Raw genomic sequence first — 22,192 nt, 5'->3', positions numbered from 1 at the left:
CGTGCGGCCCGCTTCACGTTCGGCGGGTCGTCGGGCGCTTCCGGACTGCCGCGGCGACGGCTTGCGGCGATTCGGACTGCGGATAGTGACCCACGCCGGCAAGCTCGGTCACCTCGGCGTGCGGTAGCACCTTTCTCGCCTGCTCGAGGACGTGCCGACCCGACACCGGATCGTCAGGTCCCCACACAAGATGCAACGGGCCCTTCCACTCGGCGAGCGCCGCTTCCCACCGGCGGTGGTGAACTGCCCGCTCCGCGTTGTACTTGATGAGCAGGTGCGACAGCTTGTGCCCGTTGTCCCGCGACATGCCCAGCCACAGGTCGTCGAATTCCGTATCGGTGAGCTCGGTTCCGCGGACCGCGTTGAGGGCGCCGCGCACCCGGCCGGCGCTGACTCGGCCGGCGATCAGCTTTCCGACGATCGGCATGATCAGCAGCTTCTGCAGCATCGTCGGGCGGTATGCGCTGTAGATGATGCCGGAGTTGAGCACGATCACGTCGTCGATGGTGAAGTTGAGCCGTCCGCGGTTGGCCCGGTCGACGAGTTCCTGGCCGACTATGCCGCCGTAGTCGTGAACCACCAACCGCACCGGGGTGAGTCCGAGGTGTGCGGCGAGGTCCTCGACAATGTCCGCGGATTCGGCCACCGAGTAATCGTGGGGGTTGGGTTTGTCCGACATGCCGTACCCGAGGAAGTCCAGTGTCACCACGTCGTGGTCGCGGGCGAGGTCACCAGCCACCTCTGCGTAGTCGAACGACCAGGTCGGAAATCCGTGCAGCAGAAGCACGCTCGGCCCCCGCCCGCGCCGCCGGTAAGCGATGCGATGGCCCCGCCGCTCGGCGAAAGTCTCGTTCTCGGCAATCCAGTCCACGGCGCGCGACACGTTCACCGACTCACCCTCCAATGCCTAGATGCATTCGGATACAGTTATGTATGAGAATGCAACTCTGTCAAGATAAAGTCAACCGGGGCGCAATTGGAGCAGGAGGACGTGAGTGGCACGCTTGACCCGCAGCGAGCAACGGGAGGTAACCCGACAGCGCCTGATCGAGGCGGCGGGCCGGGTATTCTGCCGTGTCGGCTTCGAGGCGGCACCGATTGACGTCATCGCCGAGGAGGCCGGGTTCTCCCGTGGTGCGTTCTACTCAAACTTCGAGTCGAAGGACGACCTGTTCCTCGATCTCATCCGCCATCACCTCGACGCCGAAATCGAGACGCTCGGCCGAGCGCTCGACCGGATCAAGTCGGCCGCCGAGCTGGCGCCGGCCATCGAGCGGCGTTACCGAGTCCTCGGCGAGGACAGCAGCTGGTGTCTGCTGACCACCGAGTTCCAGCTGTACACGATGCGCGGCGGATCCCGGGCCGCGGAGTTCGGAGCGATCTACGAGTCCTACCGCCGTCGCCTCGGCGACCTCATTGCCACTCATTTTGATCGCCTCGGCATCGAATCGGCGCTCAGCCCATACGAATTCGGCGTTGCTCAAATCGCGCTCTCGCATGGGCTGGCGCTGCAGCGGGCCGCGAACGGATCCCTGAAGGCGAACCTGCCCGCACGCGCGCTCGCCACATTCGTGCGGGGTGCGATCACGCAGTAGGGGGCGGCCCTTTCGGGCCGCCCCCCGCGTGCGGTTGGGTTAGTCGCTCGTCGCCGCTACCGGTGGAACCCGCCGCCGCAGTTGGGGTTAGCCGGCTTCGACGGCCACGCGCAGGCATTGACGTCGGTGGTGCCACCGGGGCCGCCCCCGCTGAACACGCCGTAGGTGGCGCCACGGGTCGCGGTGTAGGTGGCGCCGCCGGCGCCGCCCCAGCCACCCGAGTTCACGACGGTCACGTTCCAGCCCTTACCCTCGAGGGCGGTCTTGTACGCGTCCAGAACGTCGGTCCCCGGACCGTTGACCAGGAAATGCATCCGAATGCCGTTGTCCGAGATGGAGTCCGGGCCGTCGGTGCGCTGCGTGTTCGCCGGTGTGGGAATCAGCGACTGCAGTTGCCCGGGCGCCTGAACGCTGCTGGTATTTCCCGTTGCAGCGCAACCCGCCGCGGTCGCCGCGATGGCGATCGCCAGTAACGCGCTGGCCGTGCGTTGGAGTCGGATGCCCTTGACGTGGTCTGACGTTGCGGCGGTGTCGTGGATCTGGCTGGTGCCTGCTGAAGTGTTCATGGCATTGATTTTTCAGCCGCGGCTCCCGTCGTAGTAGTGGTCGCGCCCTTGTGAGGCTACAAGCCCGCCTTGTAACGGCTCATGCGGCTCGGATGCCCAAGACCGGCTGTCTGCAGCGACCGTAGCTCCAACGTGGATCCCAGGGCCAGCTGCCACGATCGTCGGCCCACACCAGCTGAAGGGCTCGAACCTGCGGGCCGAAGAAGCTGATCGCGAACTTGAGGTGCACGTCGGGATGTTCGACTTCGACGACCTCCATGAAAAACCCGCCTTCGTAGTCGATGTGCATTGCCGGCGCCAGTGCTGTGCCGTCGTCGACGATCATGTGGGCAATCGAATTCATTACGCGCCTGGCGGTTTCAGGCGGTAAGCCGGTGATCAACAACTCTGGTTGACCGCGTTCGTGCAGTCCGATCGTGTACGCGAAGGGCGTTGTCTCGCTCTCGACGCACATGACCACCCAACCGTGGTCTTTGATGATTTCCCACAGTTGGTCCAGGTACTCCTCGGTGGTGGCCCCGGGGTTGTCGCACTGCCAGCACATCGGCCGCACCTTTCCTGTAGTGGTTGCGACCAGCATGCCCGCGGCCTCCGACAAGTTTGTTCTACACAGTCACCCCTAAGCCGTGAGACGCAGTGCGGCACCCGGATGCGAACTGAGCGTGACGACCACTGCGCCGCTACCCGTCTTGAACGTGGCGTTGGCGTAGCCGATGAACCCGTAGTGCCCGTCGATCCTCGATACCGCGGTGATGTCACCACTCCCAGCGGCACCCGTGTCGAGATTCGTCCAAGCTGCCGTGACGGTCAGCGAACAGGAGCCGTCGTAGACGCCGGCGTCGTAGTGGATCGCAACGCGGACACCGTCTTCGACACCACCGTCCACCTGCACCGGCGTCGATTGGGCCTCGGCGCTGACCGTTCCGGCACACGTCGGGGACGCCACCACCGGCACTGGACCGAGCTGCGCATAACCACCCTCTGCGTGCGCCGTTGCCACCCAGCACAAAGGAGCGGTGAACACGGCGGCAAGCGCGCCAACAACACGGGACGGGGCCATGCCCCATTATCGACTGCGTCTAGGGTGCCGCTAGCCCGATCGGTGCGTTCGGATCGATGCTCCGACTTTTGCGGCTCGGTAAACCATCGTGCTCCTGCTCCCAGCGAGGCTGTGTCGCGCTGGGAGCAGCGCGCATCGCAGCTATAGGGAAGCGCGGCTGCGGCCAGCCACAAGGTGAATCGCAGTCCGGACGAAAGTCATAGCGACCCGCCTTGCGCAGGACGCGTGACGATGTTCCTTGGGCGGGATTCAGTGGCTGTCGAGATGCATGCTGGTTGTAGCTCGTAGCGGAAGTAGAACGGATAGCCGGCGCCATCACTTGCGGGTGGACGTTGGAGCCTTGTTCGAAGCGGATTCCGTTCGCTCCCGCCGTTTTGAAGGTGTCGACGTTGTACAGCAGGAGGTTTTCGACGTCCGAGTCGTCGGGTTTGTGGCGGACGAACGTGGCGTGCAGGATCGGCCCGGCAGAGGGCTTCAGCTTCCGGAGCAGCGTGCGCAGGTCGTTGCGGAGATCGTGTTGCCACGGTGGATGTGCCGCGTCGTAGCGGAGGTAGTCATCGGCCCAAGCCTGAACTGCACGGCACTGTAGGGCCGGGCCCTCGGCGCGCGCGCGGCCCTCGGGAAGTGGCGGCCGGAGGTGGCGGCGGACTGCCGCGACCGGCCGGGCCGGCCGAACGCGGTGGCGGGACCGGCATGCCGACGGCAAGGGAAGCGCGTGTTCGGCCGCCCGCCGCTCGAGCTCGGCCGACTCGACGGCACAGACCTTCCTATCCGAGCCGGTCGCGGACTTACCGTCACAAGGGGCGATGTGCGAGCACCGGGAGTGGTGCACCTTGGCCTCGGCGGGACTGTGGCTGGCTGCAATGTTGAGCACGTACCCAGCGCGATGGGTCGACAACGATGTCGCGTCGCCGCTGTCGTCGTTACGGAACTCGTGTGCTGCCACGGGTCCGTCCTGCCGCGCAATCCGCATTTCGACACACTGGCTGTCGGTGGGACCGGGATAATGAAGGACCCACACGGATCGAGACGGGGAGGCGCCCAATGAGTGGCCTCGGGGTCGGTGAGCTGTTCGCGTCGAATGAGTCGCTGCAGGATGCGCCGGCGGTGCGGCTGTTCGCCGCCAAGAATTTGGCTGCGTGTTCGAATCGGCCGGGTGGCGCGGCAAGCGCGATAACGAACGCTGGTATCTCGACCAGCTGTACTCCAAGATCGGCATCCACGGCTCGACGGCCGCCCTACAACTACTCGGCAAGGCGAAATCGCTGAAAAGCGTTGGAGGGCTGGAGCAATTCGTCCGCGACTACATGCTCGACACCCCGGAAAGCGTCACCGGCATCCGTGATGCGGTCGAGGCGATCACCCCCCTGGTCGATGCCCGTAAAGCGTTGGGGTGGCGCAATCCAAGCGTCGGGTCCTTGGCGACATCGAGCTCATCCACGACCGCTATCTGACCGAGTCCGCGCAGCTGGCCAGCATCGGCATAGTCGACAAGCAGATGGTGCACGACTGGATCGACCAACTGCGCCTGGCCGCGATCGGACCCGAGGTCAGCGTGCTCGACGCCGACATCGAGCGGATCGGCGCTGAGCGCGATGAGTTGAATTCTGAAAACCGTGTGCTGATCCGCACTCGTGACGAACTCACTGCCCGCAGCGCTGCGGCCGGGTCTGGATTGTCAACGCTACGCCACGAACTCGCGGTAGCCGAAGATCGCGCCGACACGACCTCGCGGCGCCGCCACGATTACGACACCCAGATCTTCGACCTGGGTTGGTCCGCGCCCCAAGTGCAGTCCGCCGACGACTTCGACACCATGCGCGCCATGGCGCAGACCGAAATCGTGCGGATCACCGAGGAGCTCAAGGCACTGCGGGAACGGTTGGCCAACGACGAGGGCCCGCGACGTGTGGCGGCGCGCGACCAGATGACGGCCGCCCGCGAGGAACTCGCCCGCGTTGAGCGGCTCGGAACATCAGTACCGGCCAACGAAGACCGCATCCGCGGAGAGATCGCGGCCGCGCTCGGCGCCCCGGCCAAGCAGCTGCGGTACGTGTGCGAGCTGCTCGACCTCAAGACCGAATACGCGCCGTGGCGCGCGGCGGTTGAAAAAGTTCTGCGTTCCACAGGCCTGGTGTTGCTAGTGCCCGACCGCTACCACCGTGAGGTGCTGCGCTACGTCAACGACCACCACATGCGGGGCCTCGTTCGCCTCGAGCACGTCCCCGCTGGTGGCGTCGCCTGTGTCGCGCCGCAGTCGGGCACGTTGGCTGAATGCCTCGGGCTGACCGACTCGGGGCATGAAAGCGCCGGTACAGCAATGCGATTGATTGCCAAGGTCGGCGACTTTGTCCGCGTGAGCGGGACTGATGAATTCGCCCACCATCGCCGTGCGGTCACCCTGGAGGGACTCTACAAGGAGAACGAGACCCGCTCGGTCAAAGACGACCGCGCCACACTGTCAGCCTCCCAGTACATCTACCAGGGAGACATCGCCGCCAAGATCGCCGCACTCCGAATCGAACTCGAGGAAGCCACCGCGGACTTCGAGGCCAGCGACGCTGCAATGACCGAGCTGCACGACACGATTGAGTCGCTGTCGGTCAGCCGAGACCGGTGGAACAAGCTGCACGTGAGCTTCACCATGTTCAGCGACATCGACGCCGGGGGCGCCGACGCCGAGGTTCGCCGGCTTCGAGAGCAGCTCGAGGCCCTCGAGGCCGCGAACCCAGATCTTGCCAAGCTGGAAGACCAGGCCGAAGAGCTGCTGACGCAGAGCAGCGCGCTGACCGGGCGGATCAGCATCCTCACCGAGCGGGAAACAGTCAGCGACGATCGACGCACCAAGCTGCTGGATTTGCAGGAGACACTCAAGCCCGGTGTCGTCGGCGCGAGCGCGCGGGCCGCGCTCGAGACGTATCGCGCGCAACTGTCGATCCCCATGGAGATCCTGGCACCCGCCCCCTACAAGGCCGAGCTCGTCCGGGCCATCGAAAAAGACCAAAGCACGCTGCAAGATTCGGTCAACCGATTGACCGCCGAGCTCAAGCGGATCATTAGCAACTTCGATGCACAGTTCGAAGATGCAATCCCCAACAACAGCGACGACCTCAACGAGAAGATCCATGACTACGTGGCTTTGTGCCGGCGCATCGATGACCGCGAACTGCCCCAGGCCCATGATCGGATGCTGCGGCTGATAACCGAACAAGCGCCCATGGCTGCGCTGCACCTCTACCAGAAAGCCGAGGAAGAAGCCCAACACATCGAGGAGCAGATCGCCCGGGTGAACCGCGGTTTGGGATCGGTGGAATTCAACCGCGGCACACGGCTGTCGCTACACGCCGATCCCAAGAAGCTGACTGCCGTTACAGATCTGCACGAACGGGCCCGGCGGATCTCGGGGCGCTCGCTGGCGGTGTCGATGCGCGATGAGAAGGCCACCCAGATCATTACCGCGACATTCTGGATCTGCGGAACCTGCTGGCCTCCGACAGTGCTGAGGCCCGTCAGTGGACGCGCGACGCCCTCGATGTACGGAACCGCTTCACCCTGTACTGCGCCGAAACCGACTCCACGACAGGTGAACTGATCCGCACCTACAGCAATGCCGGCGCCAATTCCGGTGGTGAGCAGGAAAAGCTGATGGCGTTTTGCCTGGCTGGGGCGTTGAGTTTCAACCTGGCCGATCCTTCCACGAGCGACAACCGGCCGGTGTTTTCACAGCTGATGCTCGACGAGGCATTCTCGAAATCAGACCCGGTGTTCGCCGATCAGGCGCTCTCGGCGTTCCGTAAGTTCGGGTTCCAACTGTTGATCGTGGCGACCGTGCAATACACCACCACCATCCAGCCCTACATCGACAGCGTGGTCATGGTGTCCAAGCGCGATACCCCCGGCACCGAACCGATCGCCTCCACCCGCACCGTGACCGTGCGGGAATTCGTCGAGATCAGCCACGAGCTTGCCGGCACACCGGCAGCCGCCACGGTGCGGTGATGCCGAGGTGATGCTGTCGGTGGAGGCCGCGATCTGTGAGCTGCGCCGGCGTTGCGCCGACTTATGGCTGCACTGGGCACTCGGGCAAGATGGGCCGTGGCCGCTCAAGCTGACCCTAAAGGCCCCCCAGGGCACGTCGTTCGACGACCACGTCATCGCCGCCACGGCCTGGGCCGGCACCTGGCGCTCAGCCATCGACGAGCATCGCATACCCGGCCGGCTCATCACTGCCGCGCGCCGCGCCCGCCGGCTGGGCACCCACGAGCTTCCCATCACATGGGTGATCGATGACCTTGACTCTGCGCTCTCGGTCGCCGACCCTGACATCGTTTCCTCGTATGGGCTGGCGGCCGGCCGATTCGCACAGGCCCTGGCCACACGGGAAGTGGCGTGGAATATGCTGAGCGACATCCCTTTTAAGTCTGGCAAGACCATCGCTGGCCTCAACGACGCCGAGTGGGCGACCGCGCTCACCGTGGTCACCCACCTCGTTGCGGTCGGGCCCGGCGATGCGACCGTGATTCGCCAGATCTGCATACCCGGCGTGCACAGCAAATGGATCGAACAGAACGCGACCCTGCTGTGCGCGATGCTCGGCAGCTACACCGACTCCGAGGGGGCTGATCCGCTGACGCGACTCATCGCTCGCCTGGGGCTTGACGCCAAGCAGACACGCCTTCAAGTGACGTTGGCCTGCCCGAAGCTACGCGCCCACGCCGCGGGGTTGCGGCGCTTTCACGCGACCATCCCCATCCTCAACGACACCGTGTTGGCGCCGGCGATCATCGTCATTGTAGAAAACGAAGCTCCCGGTCAAACCCTCGACCTCGATCTCGGCGAGGTTGCGGTGATCGGCGGCCTCGGTAAGGCCGCACCAATCTTGGCCCAGCTAAACTGGATTCACACTGCCGAGCGACTTGTGTATTGGGGCGACATAGACCGCGCCGGGATCTCGATACTCGCGTCGGTGCGCCGGGCCGGGCTGCCGGTGTCCAGCATCCTGATGGACGAGACGGTCCTCGACGCCCATCGCAGTGCCTGGCACACTACCGCCACCCAGCAGGCCACAGACACAATGCCTGTCGAACTCACCGATACCGAAGCTGCTCTATATCAGCGGCTCAACGCCTACCACCATGAACATGGTCGCGAACTGCAGCTCGAACAGGAACATCTGCCGAAACCATTGGTAGACAACGCGATCCGGGTATCGACAGTGGCTTCATCAGATCTGTCCACGTAGCGCCGCGGCAGCGAACGACACGACGACGGGTTCTTTTGGCATCACCTGTTTGCTGACCGGCGGCCAACATCAGCCCCGCCGTGGTGACAATCTTCGTTGCATCTCGACAGTGGCTGAGGATTTACCGCGCCATGTTGGTGAATCGCGACAAGTGCAGTTGATGCGCGACGGTCACGGTCTTTGTCGGGCCGTTACGGTGTTTGGCGAGAATGAAGTCCGCTTCTCCCCCACGCGGATCGTCGCGTTCGAAGGCGTCCGGGCGGTTCAGCAGGATGACCATGTCGGCATCTTGTTCGAGCGAGTTATGAACCGCGATTCCGTTTGCGACGAAATTGTGTGTGCCGCTTACGGTTCCATCGTAGACATCTTGCTCGCCAAGGCTCGCGATCTCGATGATCGTGTCCCAGTAGACGTCGCTGGTCGCCAGCGCATGAATGTCATGATCTCCGAGCAACGCCGCCGCACGATGCAGCCTCGCCCGGCTGGGCGAGTGCTTCCACATCGTGGACCCACAGAATTGGGTGCCCATATCGGCAGCGAACTGCCGGTGCGTTATCTGCTTGCCAGACAACACCGCCCGGACCCGCGCCCACACCTCTTTCGGCACGGTGTCCTGATTGGTGTTTCGTACGATCCCTTCGAGACGCGCCAACACCTCTTGTGCCGCGACTCCCCTTGCGCCGTGGACACCGACATGCCGCAGGAATCTGGCCTGGTTCTCCGCCCCGTAGATGCATACGTGCCAGCAATCGCGGTAGCCGAGCTTTGACGCGCGCTTGATCCTCGCGAATACGCCGACTCGGAGCAACAGCTGGACCACATCATCAGCCAATCGGCGACTGGTCGACGCGTAGTAGATCCGGCCCTGACCCGCCTTATCGTCCCAGCGGACCGATCCATCGGTCGCCCACAGATGCCGCAGGAACAAGGCCACCTGGTCATTGGGAGCGCGGAAAACCGCTTCCGGTACGAACTTCTCGTAACTGCGCTTCCCGAATAGCCCGAGACCGTCGAGCCATGCCGCGATCGGGTTGCGCCGCCCGTGGGTCAGGCGGTACGGCGCCGGCATCCGCAGCGTCGTCACCCGCGCCGCCGGGTACTCGTCACGCACAGCGTGCGCAGCCGACACCGCGACCGCGACGAGGTTCGCCTCATCGATGGACGCGTAACGGATCGGCTGACGCTGCACGCACGAACCGTCGCCGATCATGTGTGCCAGCAACATAACCTCGGAGACATGCATCCGCTGGGTGTCGACGGGCTCGGGCACTCGCCGGGGGGCCGCGATGCGATCGCCAACCGTCAACTGCTCCAACGGAGTCCATCCCTCAAGCTTCATGAAGGGATGGTTGCCGGTCGCCTCCACCTCACGCCCGGACGCCAGCCGCAGCCGGAACACCTCCTTGTGGCCGCTCGGGAACACGTTGGTCATCGGGCGTGCGACCATGCGTAGCCGCTCGTCCAACGACCACACCAAGGGACGTTCGCCGCTGCGCATCAACTCACCGAACGTGACCTCGGCGCCAGTGTCGGCGCGCAGGATTCGGGTGGCGGCGGTCAGACATCCCGACTCGCGAAGGTCCGACAGCATCGGCTTCTTGTCGGTGCGCTGCTCTGGTCCACGGTTCAGCTGGCTGATCGCGACCACCGGAACTTCGATCTCTTTGGCCAACAGCTTGAGATGACGTGAGAACTCCGACACCTCGACCTGTCGCGACTCGTGCTTCTTGCCTGAGCTCATCAGCTGTAGATAGTCGACGACGACGAGTTTCAGGTTGGCCTTCTGCCGCAGCCGCCGCGCCTTGGCGCGGATCTCCATCATCGTCAGGTTGGGCGAATCGTCGATATACAGCGGCGCCTCGCTGATTTCGCTCATTCGCCGCGCCAGCCGGGTCCAGTCGTCGTCGCTCATCCGGCCCGAACGCATGTCGGCCAGCTTGATCTTCGCCTCGGCGGACAACAGCCGCATGACGATCTCGGACTTGCTCATCTCCAGCGAGAAGATGACGCTTGCCATGCGGTGCTTGATCGAGCACGACCGCATGAAGTCCAGCCCCAGCGTCGAGTTGTGCGTCGGCACCATCCCGCGGCCTGCCAGGTACAGGTGCTCGTCGTTGTCCACCTCGACACAGCGCACTGCCACACTGGGCACTCGGCGCACCGAAACGATCTGCAGCACCGGCGTCATGACCGCGACATGACGCCCACCCGACCCCGGCGGGGCGATGGCGTCCAGGCCGCTACGCAACTGCGACGAGGTCCGGACGCCAGCGACGGTCGGCCACAGATGCTGCGCGTCGGCGACAATCGTTGTGCCGTCGGAGAATTCGATCTCGAAGCAGGGGCGACCCAGCAGAACTTCGGTCGCCGCCACCACGCGCGTCGGCAGTCCGTCGGCGCTGAGCAACTCATCCCCGACGCTGACGTCGCCCATCGTCGTCCATCCGGCCGGCATTGGCAGCGGCGTGTCGAGCGCGAGCGCCTTCCCCACACCGGGACGCGCGGCGACGATGATCATCTGCCCGGGGTGCAGGCCGTTGGTCACCTCGTCGAGTTCCGTGAAGCCCGTCGGCACGCCGCGCGCGATGCCGCCGTTGGAGGCGATGGCGTCGATCTCGTCCATCGTCGGTTGCAGCAGGTCCTCGAGCGGGACGAAGTCCTCGGAGAGCCGGCGGTCGGCGACGTCGTAGATTTCGGCCTGCGCGCGGTCCACCACCTCGGCCACGTCGGCACCCTCGGCGCCGGCGTAGCCGTACTGCACCACCCGCGTCCCGGCCTCGACCAACCGGCGCAGCAGCGCCTTCTCGGACACGATGCCCGCGTAGTAGCCCGCGTTGGCGGCCGTGGGCACCGTCGAGATCAGGGTGTGCAGGTAGGGCGCACCGCCGATCCGGCGCAGCATCCCGCGCCGGTCCAGCTCCGCGGCCACCGTCACCGCGTCGGCCGGTTCCCCGCGGCCGTAGAGGTCGAGGATGGCGTCATAAACGTTCTGGTGCGCCGGGCGGTAGAAGTCGCCGGGCCGCAGCCGCTCCAGCACGTCGGCGATCGCGTCCTTGCTCAGCAGCATCCCGCCCAGCACCGACTGCTCGGCGGCGAGATCCTGAGGGGGCTGACGGCCGAAGTCTTCACTGGGCGGCGGAGCATCCATACCCGGGTGCGACACATCGTCAACGACCGCCACAGGCGCTCACCTCCTCCGCAATCAAGCCCGAACATACATTCGATCACCGACATTCGGAGCATAAGCCCCCCGCACCGACATCCGCGCTCTTGCATCGTTGGCCACACCTGTTGTCGCCTCGTGCCGGGACGACGCTAAACGTTGCTGGCGAGGAGTCCAAGTGGGCGCTGTTCATGAAGCTGTGCATCGCGTGTGCATATCCGACGACACCTGTGTTAAGCGGGGTGTGGAAAACCTGTGGATCAATGCGGAGGGTTACGACATCACCGCTGATAAGGACCGTACAACGCCACACATAGTGTGTGGACAACAATCTCTTCGGCGTGTCGGGCCAGGTTACCGCGTCGGGCGTGTTGGTTTTCCGCCAGATTTTCGGTGCGTTAAGCACGGGTTACGGCAGCCGTCAAGTAAGCAAAGCGAAATGGTTCGCCAGCCCCGAGCGGCCCGCGGGGAGCGCAAACACGTGTTAACCCGGCGGCAACCGAAGCGCTGGCTGCCGCCGGGGTTGGGCTTAAGTGCTGCGGGTTAGCTTTCCGCGACGACCTCGAGGGCTACCTCGACGTCGATTTCGGGGTGCAGGTGCACCGACACCGGGTGGGTGCCGACGGCCTTGATGTGCGACTTGGGCAGTCGCACGATGCGCTTGTCCAGATTGGGCCCGCCCGCCTTCTTGATGGCGGCGACGATGTCGCCGGCGGTCACCGAGCCGAACAGCTTGCCGGAGTCGGCCGCGGTCTTCACCGGCAGCGAAACCGAGCCCAGCGCCTCGATGGCGGCCTTGATCTCGTTGGCGTGCTCCCGGTCCCGGACCGTCTTGGTTTCGCGGGCACGGCGGATGTCATCGGCCTGCTTCTGCGCTCCGCGCGAGGCGACGATCGCCAGCCCGCGCGGCAGCAGGAAGTTGCGGCCGTATCCGTCCTTGACTTCGACCGTGTCGCCGACCGAACCCAGGTGGTCGACGTCAGCCGTCAGAATCAGCTTCATCGTTTTGCGTACTTTCCGTTGGGCGTTCGGCGGTTAGCGCGACGCCGAGGTGAAGGGCAGCAGCGCAACCTCACGGGCGTTCTTCACCGCGATCGCGATGTCCCGCTGGTGCTGCACGCAGTTGCCGGTGACCCGGCGTGCCCGGATCTTGCCGCGCTCACTGATGTAGGTCCGCAGCAGCGCGGTGTCCTTGTAGTCGATCGATTGATCCTTCTTTGCGCAGAAGACGCACTTACGCGCCTTGACCGGCTTTTCCGGAGCCGGGCGCCGTTTGCCACTGGACTTGGCCATGTCTGTCTTTCTTTCCGTTTCCTACAAGTGTCGTGAATGTCAGAAGGGCGGTTCGTCGTCGCCGCCGCCGAAGGAGCCCGACGCCGGGGCGCTGCCCCAGGGGTCGTCAGCCGGTGCGCTGCTCTGTTGCGGCGGCGCTTGACGGGATCCACCGCCACCGCCGCCGCCGCCACTACCGAAGCCGCCGCCCCCGCCGCCGCTGCGACTCGCCTTGTTGACCTTGGCGGTGGCGTAGCGCAGCGAAGGCCCGATCTCGTCGACCTCGACCTCGACGACCGTCCGCTTCTCGCCCTCGCGGGTCTCGAAGGAGCGCTGCTTGAGCCGGCCGGTGACGATCACCCGGGCACCGCGGGTCAGGCTTTCGGCCACATTCTCGGCGGCCTCCCGCCAGATGTTGCAGCGCAAGAACAGCGCCTCGCCGTCTTTCCACTCCCCGCTCTGGCGGTCGTAGATCCGCGGCGTGGAGGCCACGGTGAAGTTGGCGACGGCAGCACCCGACGGAGTGAACCGCAGCTCGGGGTCAGCGGTCAGGTTTCCGACGACGGTGATTGTGGTGTCACCAGCCACGATTTCCTCCTGGTGGGTGTGTTCCCGGCTGAGCCTTGAACAGATTACGCACTAGCGCCGACAGCGGGCAGTCAGTGCTTGTCGGTGCGCATCACCTTGGTGCGCAGCACCGACTCGTTGAGGCTGAGTTGACGGTCGAGCTCGGACACCGTCGCCGGCTCGGCCTTCAGGTCGACAACGACGTAGATGCCCTCGGCGTGCTTGGCGATCTCGTAAGCCAGCCGGCGCTTACCCCAGATGTCGACCTTTTCGACGGTCCCGCCGTCCTTGCGGACGACGTTGAGGAATGTGTCCAGCGACGGGGACACTGTGCGCTCGTCGAGCGTGGGGTCAAGAATGACCATGATTTCGTATGGACGCATGGAAACCTCACCACCTCCTATGGTCTGTACGGCCACGGTCCGTCCGTGGCAGGAGAGTCGCCTGCGTCGGCAACCCCGCTAGGTTACCGGACGCGCCGGTCCGCCGCGAAATTACTTCCTGGCCTGCAGGAATTCCTCGGCCCTGGCCCGCGTCGCCGCGTCGGCCTTGGCGGGCGAACCCGCATCGAACGGCGGCTGCGGGTCGTATTCGATGAGCAGCTGAGCGGCCTGCGCGGCTTCGGTGTCCACCAGCAGCTCGACCAGACGCAATGCCATGTCGATGCCGCTGGATACGCCCGCGGCGGTGATGATCCGCTTCGGCAGGTGTTCCACGACGCGGTCCGGCACGTAGCGCGCACCCAACTCGTTGAGCAGCTCCGCCGACCGCCAATGGGTGGTCGCGGTGAGGCCGTCGAGCAGGCCCGCGGCCGCGAGCAACAGCGCACCCGTGCACACCGACGTGGTGAACGTGGTCCGCGGGTGCACCGATTGCAGCCAGGTCCGGATGCGTTCGTCGTGGATCAGCCGGCGGGTCCCGATACCGCCGGGGACGACGACGACGTCGGGCGCACCGATCTCGTCGAACGTGGCGTCGCAGCTGACGCCGAGCATCCCGTTCTCCGTACGCAATTCGCCGCGCTGGTGGCCCACGAACACCACGTCCACCGACGGAATACGTTGCAGCACTTCATAGGGCCCCACGGCGTCCAGCGCGGTGAACTGCGGAAAGATCGGGATCGCGACCTGCATCATGGGCTCCTTGCGCCGGCCGGGGCCTCGTCCTCCGTCGGTGTGGCGGCCGGGCCTTCGGTCGGCGGTGGGGCGGGCCGGCGCAGGCCCGCCGGTCGCAGCCACTGCGGCAGCCAACCCGGCGGTGCGTCCGGGGCGCGATCGAACGGTCCGCCCACGGGATCGTCCACCCGCCCGTGCCAGCGGACCAGATCCTCGTCGGGCCGGTAGATCTGCCGGATCACCAACGCGCACAACGCCACCACCGCGATGTCGCGCACCAGCACCGTCGTGGTGAACCACTGCTCCGGCAGCGAACGGTTGGGGTTGCCGTACAGGTAGTACATCCGCGGCACCCAGACCAGCGCGTCGATCGTCATCCACGCCAGCAGGATTCGGCGATGCGGCAGGGCCAGCACGGCCAGCGGCACCAGCCACAGCGAGAACTGCGGACTCCACACCTTATTGGTAAGCAGGAACGCGGCCAACGTCAGGAATGCCAGCTGCGCCAGCCGCGGTCGCTGCGGCGCGGTCAGCGCGATGTAGGCGATTGCCGCACAAGACAGCGCGAATAACGCGGTGACGACCGCGTTCAGCACGATCGGCGGCTCCCAGAACCCCAGCGCCGGATCGAACCCGCGCCAGCCGGTGAACGACTTCACGACGTTGTACAGCGAGTCCATATCGTCGCCGCGACGGGTGTTGAGCCGGAAGAACTCCGACCATCCCCGCGGAAAGAGCACCAGCACCGGCAGATTCACCAGCAACCACGTGACCGCGGCCGACGCGGCCGTGCGGGCCACGGCGCGCAGGCGCCCGGAACGGATTGCCAGGACCAGCATCGGCCCCAGGAACAACAGCGGATAGAGCTTGGCCGCGGCACCCAGCCCGATCAGTACGCCGGCCAACACCGGCCTGCGCCGCGCCCACGCCAGCAGCCCGCCCATCGCGAAAGCCGTTGCCAGCGCGTCGAAATTCGTGAAGATCTGGAAGATCACCAGCGGTGAAGCCGCCACCAGGCCCGCGTCCCAGATCCGGCGGCCGGCCAAACCCGAAGTCGCCCATACCGTCGCCAGCCACGCCAGCGCCAGCCCGAACGCGGCGACGTCGAAAAACACCACCACCTCGGCGATCACGGGAACCGGAACGACCTTGCTGAGCGCGGTGTAGGTCTTCGCGACCGCCATCGACAGGTACTGGTAGACCCCGGTCAGCACCGGATACTCCATGTAGCGCACGGCGGGCTTGCCGTCGTAGCGGGTCTGGGCCGCGCCGCTGCCGTCGGTCTCGATCCAACTCGACTTGTACGGAAACTTGCCCTGGTTCAACAACTCTGCGCCGTACAGCGGCACCGTGTCGGAGTAGCACAGCTCGTAATAGGCGCGCTGGTTGTTCCAGATGGCGACCCGCTCGTCGCCCGGACCGGTGCCCGTGCTCTGCAGGCACGCCGCCTTCGTCGACCAGCCGAGCGCCAGGAAAACCAGCGCGATGGCGAACATCACCCGCAGCGGGGTCATCACGCGGGTGCGGCCGATCAGCGCGTGCCGACCGATGGGTCCGCCGATGACATCCGCGAACGCGGCGCCCAAAGAGTCGGTGCGGCTGGGGCAATCGCGATTGTCGACACTACGACGATCCGCGGCCAGCGGCCGCGGAGAGATGGTGGCGCTGTGCTGGTGAGCGTCGGTCACGGTGGCGGCAGGACGGCTGGCGGGCCGGGGGGCGGCGCCGCCGGCGGTGGCGGCGCAACGGTGATCGTCGTGGGCGGACCCACCGGGATGGTGATGCCGGGCGCCACTTCGACGGTCGGCTGAATCACGGTCTCCGAGGGTGGCGCCACCGGCGGCGGGGGCGGCGGCGCGGCCGGCACACCCGCATACCCGCCGATTGCGGTGGGCTTTGGGAAGGTCTCGTTGGAGGTTCCCTTCAGCGCCCCGTCCATGGTCGCCTTCCAGATGTCCGACGGCAGGCCCGAGCCGTAAACCGAACCGCCCGAGGCGGTTACCAGCGGCTGGTCGCCCTTGACCGTGCCCACCCAGACCGCCGTCGACAGCGACGGCGTGTAGCCGACCATCCAGGCGTCCTTGTTCGACTTGGTGTCGCCCAACTGCGTGGTACCGGTCTTGGCGGCCGACGCCCGGCCGCCGGCCAGGTTGTGGCCGCGCGAGTAGCCGGCGATCGGCTGCATGGCGGCGGTGACGTTGTCCGCCACCGCCTTCGGGATGCGCTGGTCACCATTGTCCGCGCCGCCGGCGTCGAAGAGCACCTGGCCTTCGGCGTTGACCACCTTCTGCACGAGGTGCGGCTTGTGGTAGCTGCCGGACGCGGCCAAGGTGGCGTACGCCGACGCCATGTCCACCACACGGGTCTGATACTGACCCAACACGATTCCGTTGTTGGGGGGTCCGCCCTTGCCGTCCTCGGAGAGGGTGTGGTCGACCCCGGGGAAGCTGGTGGCGACGCCGGCCTGGTGCGCGGCTTCCGCGACGGCCTGCGGACCATTCTTCAGCTTCAGCATCAGGCGGTAGTAGGAGGTGTTCAACGACTGCTTGAGCGCCTCGGCGATGTTGCAGGTGCCGCAGCTTTCGCCGTCCACGTTGGTGATCTTGACGCCGTCGACGGTGAGCGGCGAGCTGTCAACCTGATAGCCCAGGCCGATCCCCTGCTCGAGCGCGGCGACCAGAGCGAACACCTTGAACGACGAACCCGTCTGCAGTCCGGCCTGGGCGAAGTCGAATCCGTTGGCGTCCGAACCGCCGTAGTAGGCGCGTATCGCGCCGTTGTGGGGGTCGATCGACACCACGGCGGCCCGCATGTCGGGGTCCTGACCCTCGAGGTACTTCGACACCGCCTTCTCCGCGGCCTGCTGTGCCTTCGGATCGATCGTGGTGGTGACCTGCAGACCCTGGGTGTTCAACCGCTGCTCGTTGATGTTGAACAGCTCCATGAGCTCCCGGGTCACCTGGCGCTCGATGAGCCCGTTGGGGCCGGTGGTCTGGAACTGGGCGCGGGCCTGATCGGGCGGCACCGTCGCCGGAAACACCTGCGCCGCCCGGTCACTCGCCGACAGCGCCTTGGTCTCCACCATCCCGTCGAGCACCCAGTTCCAGCGCGCATTGGCGCCCTTCGGATCGACGGCCGGGTCCAGCGTCGACGGCCGTCGGATCAACGCCGCCAGCAAGGCCCCTTCGGAGACGGTCAGTTGCTCGACGGGCTTGTTGAAGTAGGCCTTGGTGGCCGCCGAGATCCCGTAGGCGCCCCGACCGAAGTAGATGATGTTCAGATAGGCCTGCAGCACCTCGTCTTTCGACCACTCCCCCGACATCTTGGTGGCGATCACCAGTTCCTTGGCCTTGCGCATCAGGCCGGCCCAACCGTGCTGCGCGGAACCCACCAGCGCGTTCTTGACATATTGCTGGGTGATCGTCGACCCGCCCTGCAGGTCGCCGCTGCCGAACAGGTTGTTGTTGATCGCGCGCGCGAAGCCGCCGAAATCGAACCCGGGGTTGGAGTAGAAGTTGCGGTCCTCGGCCGCGATGACGGCCTGGCGCACGTGTACCGGCACCTGGCTGATGTTGACATCCACCCGATTGCCTTCAGGCGGAATGATCTTGGCGATCTCCGAACCGTCGCTGGCCAGGATCGTGGAGACCTGGTTGGTACGGATGTCGCCCGGCTTGGGAATGTCGACGATGAAGTAGGCCATCGCGAAGGTGACGATCGGCAACAGGAACATCACCACGGCGGCGAGCACGACCGCACGTCGCACCCAGCGCCAATTGATCCGCCGGCGCAGCTGCTGAAGCCAGGCCAAGGCCGGTCCGTGCGGTGCGTCGCCGCGCCCGCCAAGACCTTGGGACGATCCGGGCGGGGGCGGGGGCCCGCCGGGCGGGCGGCGTCCAGCACCCGAGCGGCGCGCGGCCGCACGTTCGTCCAGGGCGGCTTTCACCTCGTCGAGCGGATCGCGCTGCGGGCCCGTATCTCCCTGCGCGGAGGCCACCGGCTGCGACAGCGTGCTGTGCCGCGGTGCCGCCTCCGGACGGTCCAGAGCGGCCTTCACCTCCTCGATGGGGTCCGCACGGCGGTGCGCGCGGTCGTCGGTGACGGCCGGAATCACCGAGGTCAATCGGTCGTCGGGCGGAACCTCTCGGCGCGCGCCGGAGCCCAAAGAGTCTCGCCGCGCCTCGTCGGGCTCGTCGGGACTCGCATGCTTACCCACACGCTCAGCCGGTGCCCCCTTCGGGTCGTCACTGGACTGATCGCGGCCCCCTCCGCTATTCACTGGCGGTGCGGGCGCCGTTGCGCGCCGTCCGCGTGCCGCGCGTGCCCCGAGGCGGAGGCGCCTGCCGCGCCGCACCGAGCACATACGACTTGACCAGGTGATTCCAGCTGCAGGTCCGGCATACCTCCACCACGTGGACGGCGAACTCCGAGAAACGCGTCGCCAGCAGGACCAGTTCCTCGGCGGTGCGCGCCGAACCCGATACCGCACCCAAGTGCTCGCCGAAGACCCACGACACCAGCGTGAGCTGTTCCTTTCGGCAGATCGGGCACATCACCTGGCTTGGTTTCCCGTGAAACTTCGCGGCGCGCAGCAGATACGGGTTCGCGTCGCACACCTCCGAGACGCCGGTGCGTCCCGAGTACACCTCCGCCAGCAGTGAGCGCCGCCGGAGCGCGTAGTCCACCACCTGTCGCTGCAGTCGCACGCTGACCAGAGTACGTCCCCGACTGCGGCGCCGTTAGGCAACCAACGCGGTAGTCCTCCCGGTTTGCCGCCCGACCGGCGGTATTCGCTGATCACATTCCGTGCGGACGCCGGGCCCGTACTCCTACGATCGACCGCGTGGCGAAATGGCTCGGGGCACCTTTGGGCGGCGGGCTGACGACGGCGACCCGGGCGAAGGACACCGACCGGCAGGAGACCTTCACGCTGCTGGACGATGCGCTGGCCGACGGACAGCTTTCCGGGGAAGAGCATCGCGAGCGCATCAGCCGGGCCACCAACGCCGTCACGCTTGGTGACTTGAAGCAGCTGGTGTCGGACCTGCAGACCGGCGCGGCGCCCGTCCGGTTGGGTAACTCCCGAGCGCGGCTATCGAATCGGTGGCGGGCCGTGGCCGTGCTGGGCGCCTCGGTGCTGCTGGGCGTGTTCATCGGCTGGGGCCTGTACGGCAATAGCGGTTCGCCGCTGGACTTCACCACCGACCCCGGGGCAAAGCCGGACGGGATCGCGCCGCTGGTACTGACCCCGCCCACCCAGCTGCATTCGCTCGGCGGGCTCACCGGCCTGCTGGAGCAAACCCGCAAGAGGTTCGGCGACACCCTCGGCTACCGGATGGTGATCTACCCGACGTACGCGGTCTACGACCGCGTCGACCCTGGTGACGGCCGCCGCAAGCTGACCTACGACTACCGCGGGGGTTGGGGCGACCCGCGGGCGTCGGCCAAGAACAGCTTCGACCCCGCGATGCCGATCGACCTGGGCAAATTCGACGTCACCAAGGCGGTGGGCATCATGCGAGGCGCCGCGGAGACGCTGCACCTGAAACCCGCCGACGTCAAAGGCGAGTATCTGATCATCGAACCCGCCCAGGATCCGCTGCAGCCCGAGGCGCTGACCCTGTCGGTGCACGTATCCAGCGATTTCCCGACCGGCTCGATCGATTTCGCAGGTGACGGCACCGTCAAGCGGGTCGGCTAAGCCGGGTCGGTTAGGTGGCCGCTCGGCGCCCGTGTGACCAACACCGCACAAACGGCCGGTGGTGTTGTCGCTAATATATCGAAACGATACGATTGCACGACGCGTCGTATCTTCGTAACGAACGAAGTAACCAGTAGTGCAACTACCCGGGCAAAGGAGGTGGCTCGATGCTGGAGCTCGCCATCCTGGGCCTCCTGATCGAATCCCCCATGCACGGGTACGAGCTGCGCAAGCGGCTCACCGGTTTACTGGGCGCCTTCCGGGCGTTCTCCTACGGTTCGCTTTATCCCGCGCTGCGCCGCATGCAGGCCGACGGCCTGATCGCCGAGAACGCGGCCCCGGCCGGCACCCCGGTCCGGCGGGCGCGGCGGGTCTACCAGCTCACCGAGGAAGGCCGGCGGCGTTTCGCCGAGTTGGTGGCCGACACCGGCCCGCACAACTACACCGACGACGGCTTCGGCGTCCACCTGGCATTCTTCAACCGCACCCCCGCCGAGGCGCGGATGCGCATCCTGGAGGGCCGCCGCCGCCAGGTCGAGGAGCGCCGCGAAGGTCTGCGCGATGCAGTGGCGCGCGCCAGCAGCTCGTTCGACCGGTACACCCGTCAGCTGCACCAACTCGGTCTCGAGTCCAGCGAGCGTGAAGTCAAGTGGCTCAACGAGCTCATCGCCGCCGAGCGGGCCGCGCCCGGCTTGTCCGAGCAGACGTGAATCCCCCGCACGAACCGAACACCCCAGAGTTACTAGTTAGGAGAAGCGCCCCATGAGTGAGTCCAACGCAACGCAGGCGTCTACAGAGGTACGAGTCGCCATTGTCGGCGTCGGCAACTGCGCATCCTCGCTGGTGCAGGGCGTGGAGTACTACTACAACGCCGACGACACCTCGATGGTCCCGGGTCTGATGCACGTGCGGTTCGGCCCGTACCACGTCCGCGACGTCAAGTTCGTGGCCGCCTTCGACGTGGACGCCAAGAAGGTCGGCTTCGACCTTTCCGACGCGATCTACGCCTCGGAGAACAACACCATCAAGATCGCCGACGTGCCGCCGACCAACGTGGTCGTGCAGCGGGGCCCGACGCTCGACGGCATCGGCAAGTACTACGCCGACACGATCGAGCTGTCCGATGACGAGCCCGTGGACGTCGTGAAGGTCCTCAAGGACAACAAGGTCGACGTACTGGTGTCCTACCTGCCGGTGGGTTCCGAGGAGGCCGACAAGTTCTACGCGCAGTGCGCCATCGACGCCGGGGTGGCGTTCGTCAACGCGCTGCCGGTGTTCATCGCCTCGGACCCGGTGTGGGCGAAGAAGTTCAAGGACGCGGGCGTGCCGATCATCGGCGACGACATCAAGAGCCAAGTGGGCGCGACCATCACCCACCGCGTGATGGCCAAGCTGTTCGAGGACCGCGGTGTCACGCTGGACCGCACCTACCAGCTGAACGTCGGCGGCAACATGGACTTCAAGAACATGCTCGAGCGGGAGCGCCTGGAGTCCAAGAAGGTCTCCAAGACCCAGGCCGTCACGTCCAACCTCACCGGCTCGCTCGCCGGCAAGGTCGAGGACAAGAACGTCCACATCGGGCCGTCCGACCACGTCGCGTGGCTCGACGACCGCAAGTGGGCCTACGTGCGCCTGGAGGGCCGCGCCTTCGGTGACGTGCCGCTGAACCTGGAGTACAAGCTCGAGGTGTGGGACTCGCCGAACTCCGCGGGCATCATCATCGATGCGGTCCGAGCGGCCAAGATCGCCAAGGACCGCGGGATCGGCGGCCCGGTGCTTCCGGCGTCGGCGTACCTGATGAAGAGCCCGCCCGAGCAGCTGGCCGACGACATCGCGCGCGCCCAGCTCGAGGAATTCATCGCCGACGCATAGGGGCATCGGGGGGCGTCAAACCGTCGACGCCATGCTGTG

General features: G+C 66.0%; 20 protein-coding genes and 1 pseudogene. 8 read left to right on the top strand and 13 right to left on the bottom strand.

All coding sequences use genetic code 11. The annotated features are described in order from the left end of the window. Positions 1–13: 13 nt before the first annotated feature. Positions 14–889 (bottom strand): alpha/beta fold hydrolase, encoded by an 876-nt coding sequence (locus AC5Y5V_RS01420; RefSeq protein WP_499930781.1) that lies wholly within the window; start codon positions 887–889, stop codon positions 14–16. A gap of 115 nt (positions 890–1,004) precedes the next feature. Between AC5Y5V_RS01420 and AC5Y5V_RS01415 the strand changes: the two genes are divergently transcribed. Next, positions 1,005–1,595: a TetR/AcrR family transcriptional regulator gene (locus AC5Y5V_RS01415; protein ID WP_499930779.1), complete on the top strand. Its 591-nt coding sequence runs from the start codon at positions 1,005–1,007 to the stop codon at positions 1,593–1,595. A gap of 56 nt (positions 1,596–1,651) precedes the next feature. On the opposite strand, the gene AC5Y5V_RS01410 is transcribed toward AC5Y5V_RS01415, so the two are convergent. From AC5Y5V_RS01410 to AC5Y5V_RS01400, 3 genes are all read right to left on the bottom strand, one after another. Continuing rightward, positions 1,652–2,161, bottom strand: coding sequence for a hypothetical protein (locus AC5Y5V_RS01410; protein WP_499930778.1), 510 nt, complete (start codon positions 2,159–2,161; stop codon positions 1,652–1,654). A 79-nt stretch (positions 2,162–2,240) separates the two neighbouring features. Then, a complete protein-coding gene (locus AC5Y5V_RS01405; protein WP_499930776.1) occupies positions 2,241–2,741 on the bottom strand; it encodes a DUF4262 domain-containing protein in 501 nt (166 codons plus the stop codon). Between the two features lie 39 nt (positions 2,742–2,780). Further along, a complete protein-coding gene (locus tag AC5Y5V_RS01400; protein ID WP_499930774.1) occupies positions 2,781–3,221 on the bottom strand; it encodes a hypothetical protein in 441 nt (146 codons plus the stop codon). A gap of 1,139 nt (positions 3,222–4,360) precedes the next feature. On the opposite strand from AC5Y5V_RS01400, the gene AC5Y5V_RS01395 reads away from it, so the two are divergent. From AC5Y5V_RS01395 to AC5Y5V_RS01380, 4 genes are read left to right on the top strand one after another with little or no spacing between them, the layout of a single operon-like run. Continuing rightward, complete coding sequence (locus AC5Y5V_RS01395) at positions 4,361–4,675, top strand: hypothetical protein (RefSeq protein WP_499930772.1); 315 nt, start codon at positions 4,361–4,363, stop codon at positions 4,673–4,675. Beyond that, the gene (locus AC5Y5V_RS01390) at positions 4,615–6,813 is read left to right on the top strand and encodes a hypothetical protein (protein WP_499930770.1); all 2,199 of its coding nucleotides are present in this window, start codon (positions 4,615–4,617) and stop codon (positions 6,811–6,813) included. Before AC5Y5V_RS01395 ends, AC5Y5V_RS01390 begins: the two co-directional genes overlap by 61 nt. After that, positions 6,702–7,220, top strand: coding sequence for an SbcC/MukB-like Walker B domain-containing protein (locus tag AC5Y5V_RS01385; protein WP_499931094.1), 519 nt, complete (start codon positions 6,702–6,704; stop codon positions 7,218–7,220). The genes AC5Y5V_RS01390 and AC5Y5V_RS01385 overlap by 112 nt, the downstream gene beginning before the upstream one ends. Before the next feature lie 10 nt (positions 7,221–7,230). Then, the gene (locus tag AC5Y5V_RS01380) at positions 7,231–8,463 is read left to right on the top strand and encodes a Wadjet anti-phage system protein JetD domain-containing protein (protein WP_499931093.1); all 1,233 of its coding nucleotides are present in this window, start codon (positions 7,231–7,233) and stop codon (positions 8,461–8,463) included. A gap of 121 nt (positions 8,464–8,584) precedes the next feature. Here the strand turns inward: AC5Y5V_RS01380 and AC5Y5V_RS01375 are convergent, their stop codons facing one another. From AC5Y5V_RS01375 to AC5Y5V_RS01335, 9 genes and pseudogenes are all read right to left on the bottom strand, one after another. Beyond that, positions 8,585–11,644, bottom strand: coding sequence for a replicative DNA helicase (locus tag AC5Y5V_RS01375; protein WP_499930768.1), 3,060 nt, complete (start codon positions 11,642–11,644; stop codon positions 8,585–8,587). 525 nt (positions 11,645–12,169) lie between these two features. Then, positions 12,170–12,628 carry a 50S ribosomal protein L9 gene (gene rplI / locus AC5Y5V_RS01370; RefSeq protein ID WP_499930767.1) on the bottom strand — a complete coding sequence of 153 codons (459 nt, stop codon included), beginning with the start codon at positions 12,626–12,628 and terminating at the stop codon, positions 12,170–12,172. 33 nt (positions 12,629–12,661) lie between these two features. Further along, positions 12,662–12,919, bottom strand: coding sequence for a 30S ribosomal protein S18 (gene rpsR / locus AC5Y5V_RS01365; protein WP_499930765.1), 258 nt, complete (start codon positions 12,917–12,919; stop codon positions 12,662–12,664). A 39-nt stretch (positions 12,920–12,958) separates the two neighbouring features. Beyond that, complete coding sequence (locus AC5Y5V_RS01360) at positions 12,959–13,486, bottom strand: single-stranded DNA-binding protein (protein WP_499930763.1); 528 nt, start codon at positions 13,484–13,486, stop codon at positions 12,959–12,961. 71 nt (positions 13,487–13,557) lie between these two features. Further along, positions 13,558–13,848, bottom strand: coding sequence for a 30S ribosomal protein S6 (rpsF, locus tag AC5Y5V_RS01355; RefSeq protein ID WP_499930761.1), 291 nt, complete (start codon positions 13,846–13,848; stop codon positions 13,558–13,560). 111 nt (positions 13,849–13,959) lie between these two features. After that, positions 13,960–14,601 (bottom strand): DJ-1/PfpI family protein, encoded by a 642-nt coding sequence (locus tag AC5Y5V_RS01350; protein ID WP_499930759.1) that lies wholly within the window; start codon positions 14,599–14,601, stop codon positions 13,960–13,962. Next, positions 14,537–16,268, bottom strand: a pseudogene (locus tag AC5Y5V_RS01345) (glycosyltransferase family 87 protein). Before AC5Y5V_RS01345 ends, AC5Y5V_RS01350 begins: the two are co-directional and overlap by 65 nt. Beyond that, entirely contained in the window at positions 16,265–18,745 is a 2,481-nt protein-coding gene (locus AC5Y5V_RS01340; RefSeq protein WP_499931092.1) for a transglycosylase domain-containing protein, read from the bottom strand. The pseudogene AC5Y5V_RS01345 and the gene AC5Y5V_RS01340 overlap by 4 nt, the downstream one beginning before the upstream one ends. 106 nt (positions 18,746–18,851) lie before the next feature. Beyond that, the gene (locus AC5Y5V_RS01335; RefSeq protein ID WP_499930757.1) at positions 18,852–19,286 is read right to left on the bottom strand and encodes a DUF5318 family protein; all 435 of its coding nucleotides are present in this window, start codon (positions 19,284–19,286) and stop codon (positions 18,852–18,854) included. A gap of 137 nt (positions 19,287–19,423) precedes the next feature. On the opposite strand from AC5Y5V_RS01335, the gene AC5Y5V_RS01330 reads away from it, so the two are divergent. From AC5Y5V_RS01330 to AC5Y5V_RS01320, 3 genes are all read left to right on the top strand, one after another. After that, positions 19,424–20,281, top strand: a complete 858-nt coding sequence (locus AC5Y5V_RS01330; RefSeq protein ID WP_499930755.1) for a DUF1707 SHOCT-like domain-containing protein — start codon at positions 19,424–19,426, stop codon at positions 20,279–20,281. A gap of 167 nt (positions 20,282–20,448) precedes the next feature. Continuing rightward, positions 20,449–20,991 (top strand): PadR family transcriptional regulator, encoded by a 543-nt coding sequence (locus tag AC5Y5V_RS01325; protein ID WP_499930753.1) that lies wholly within the window; start codon positions 20,449–20,451, stop codon positions 20,989–20,991. A 52-nt stretch (positions 20,992–21,043) separates the two neighbouring features. After that, on the top strand, positions 21,044–22,153 hold the full coding sequence (locus AC5Y5V_RS01320) for an inositol-3-phosphate synthase (RefSeq protein WP_499930751.1): 1,110 nt from the start codon (positions 21,044–21,046) through the stop codon (positions 22,151–22,153). The last annotated feature ends 39 nt before the right edge of the window (positions 22,154–22,192 follow it).

This window comes from Mycobacterium sp. NGS68 (assembly GCF_059812195.1).
This window is presented reverse-complemented; position numbering and strand designations above follow the sequence as displayed.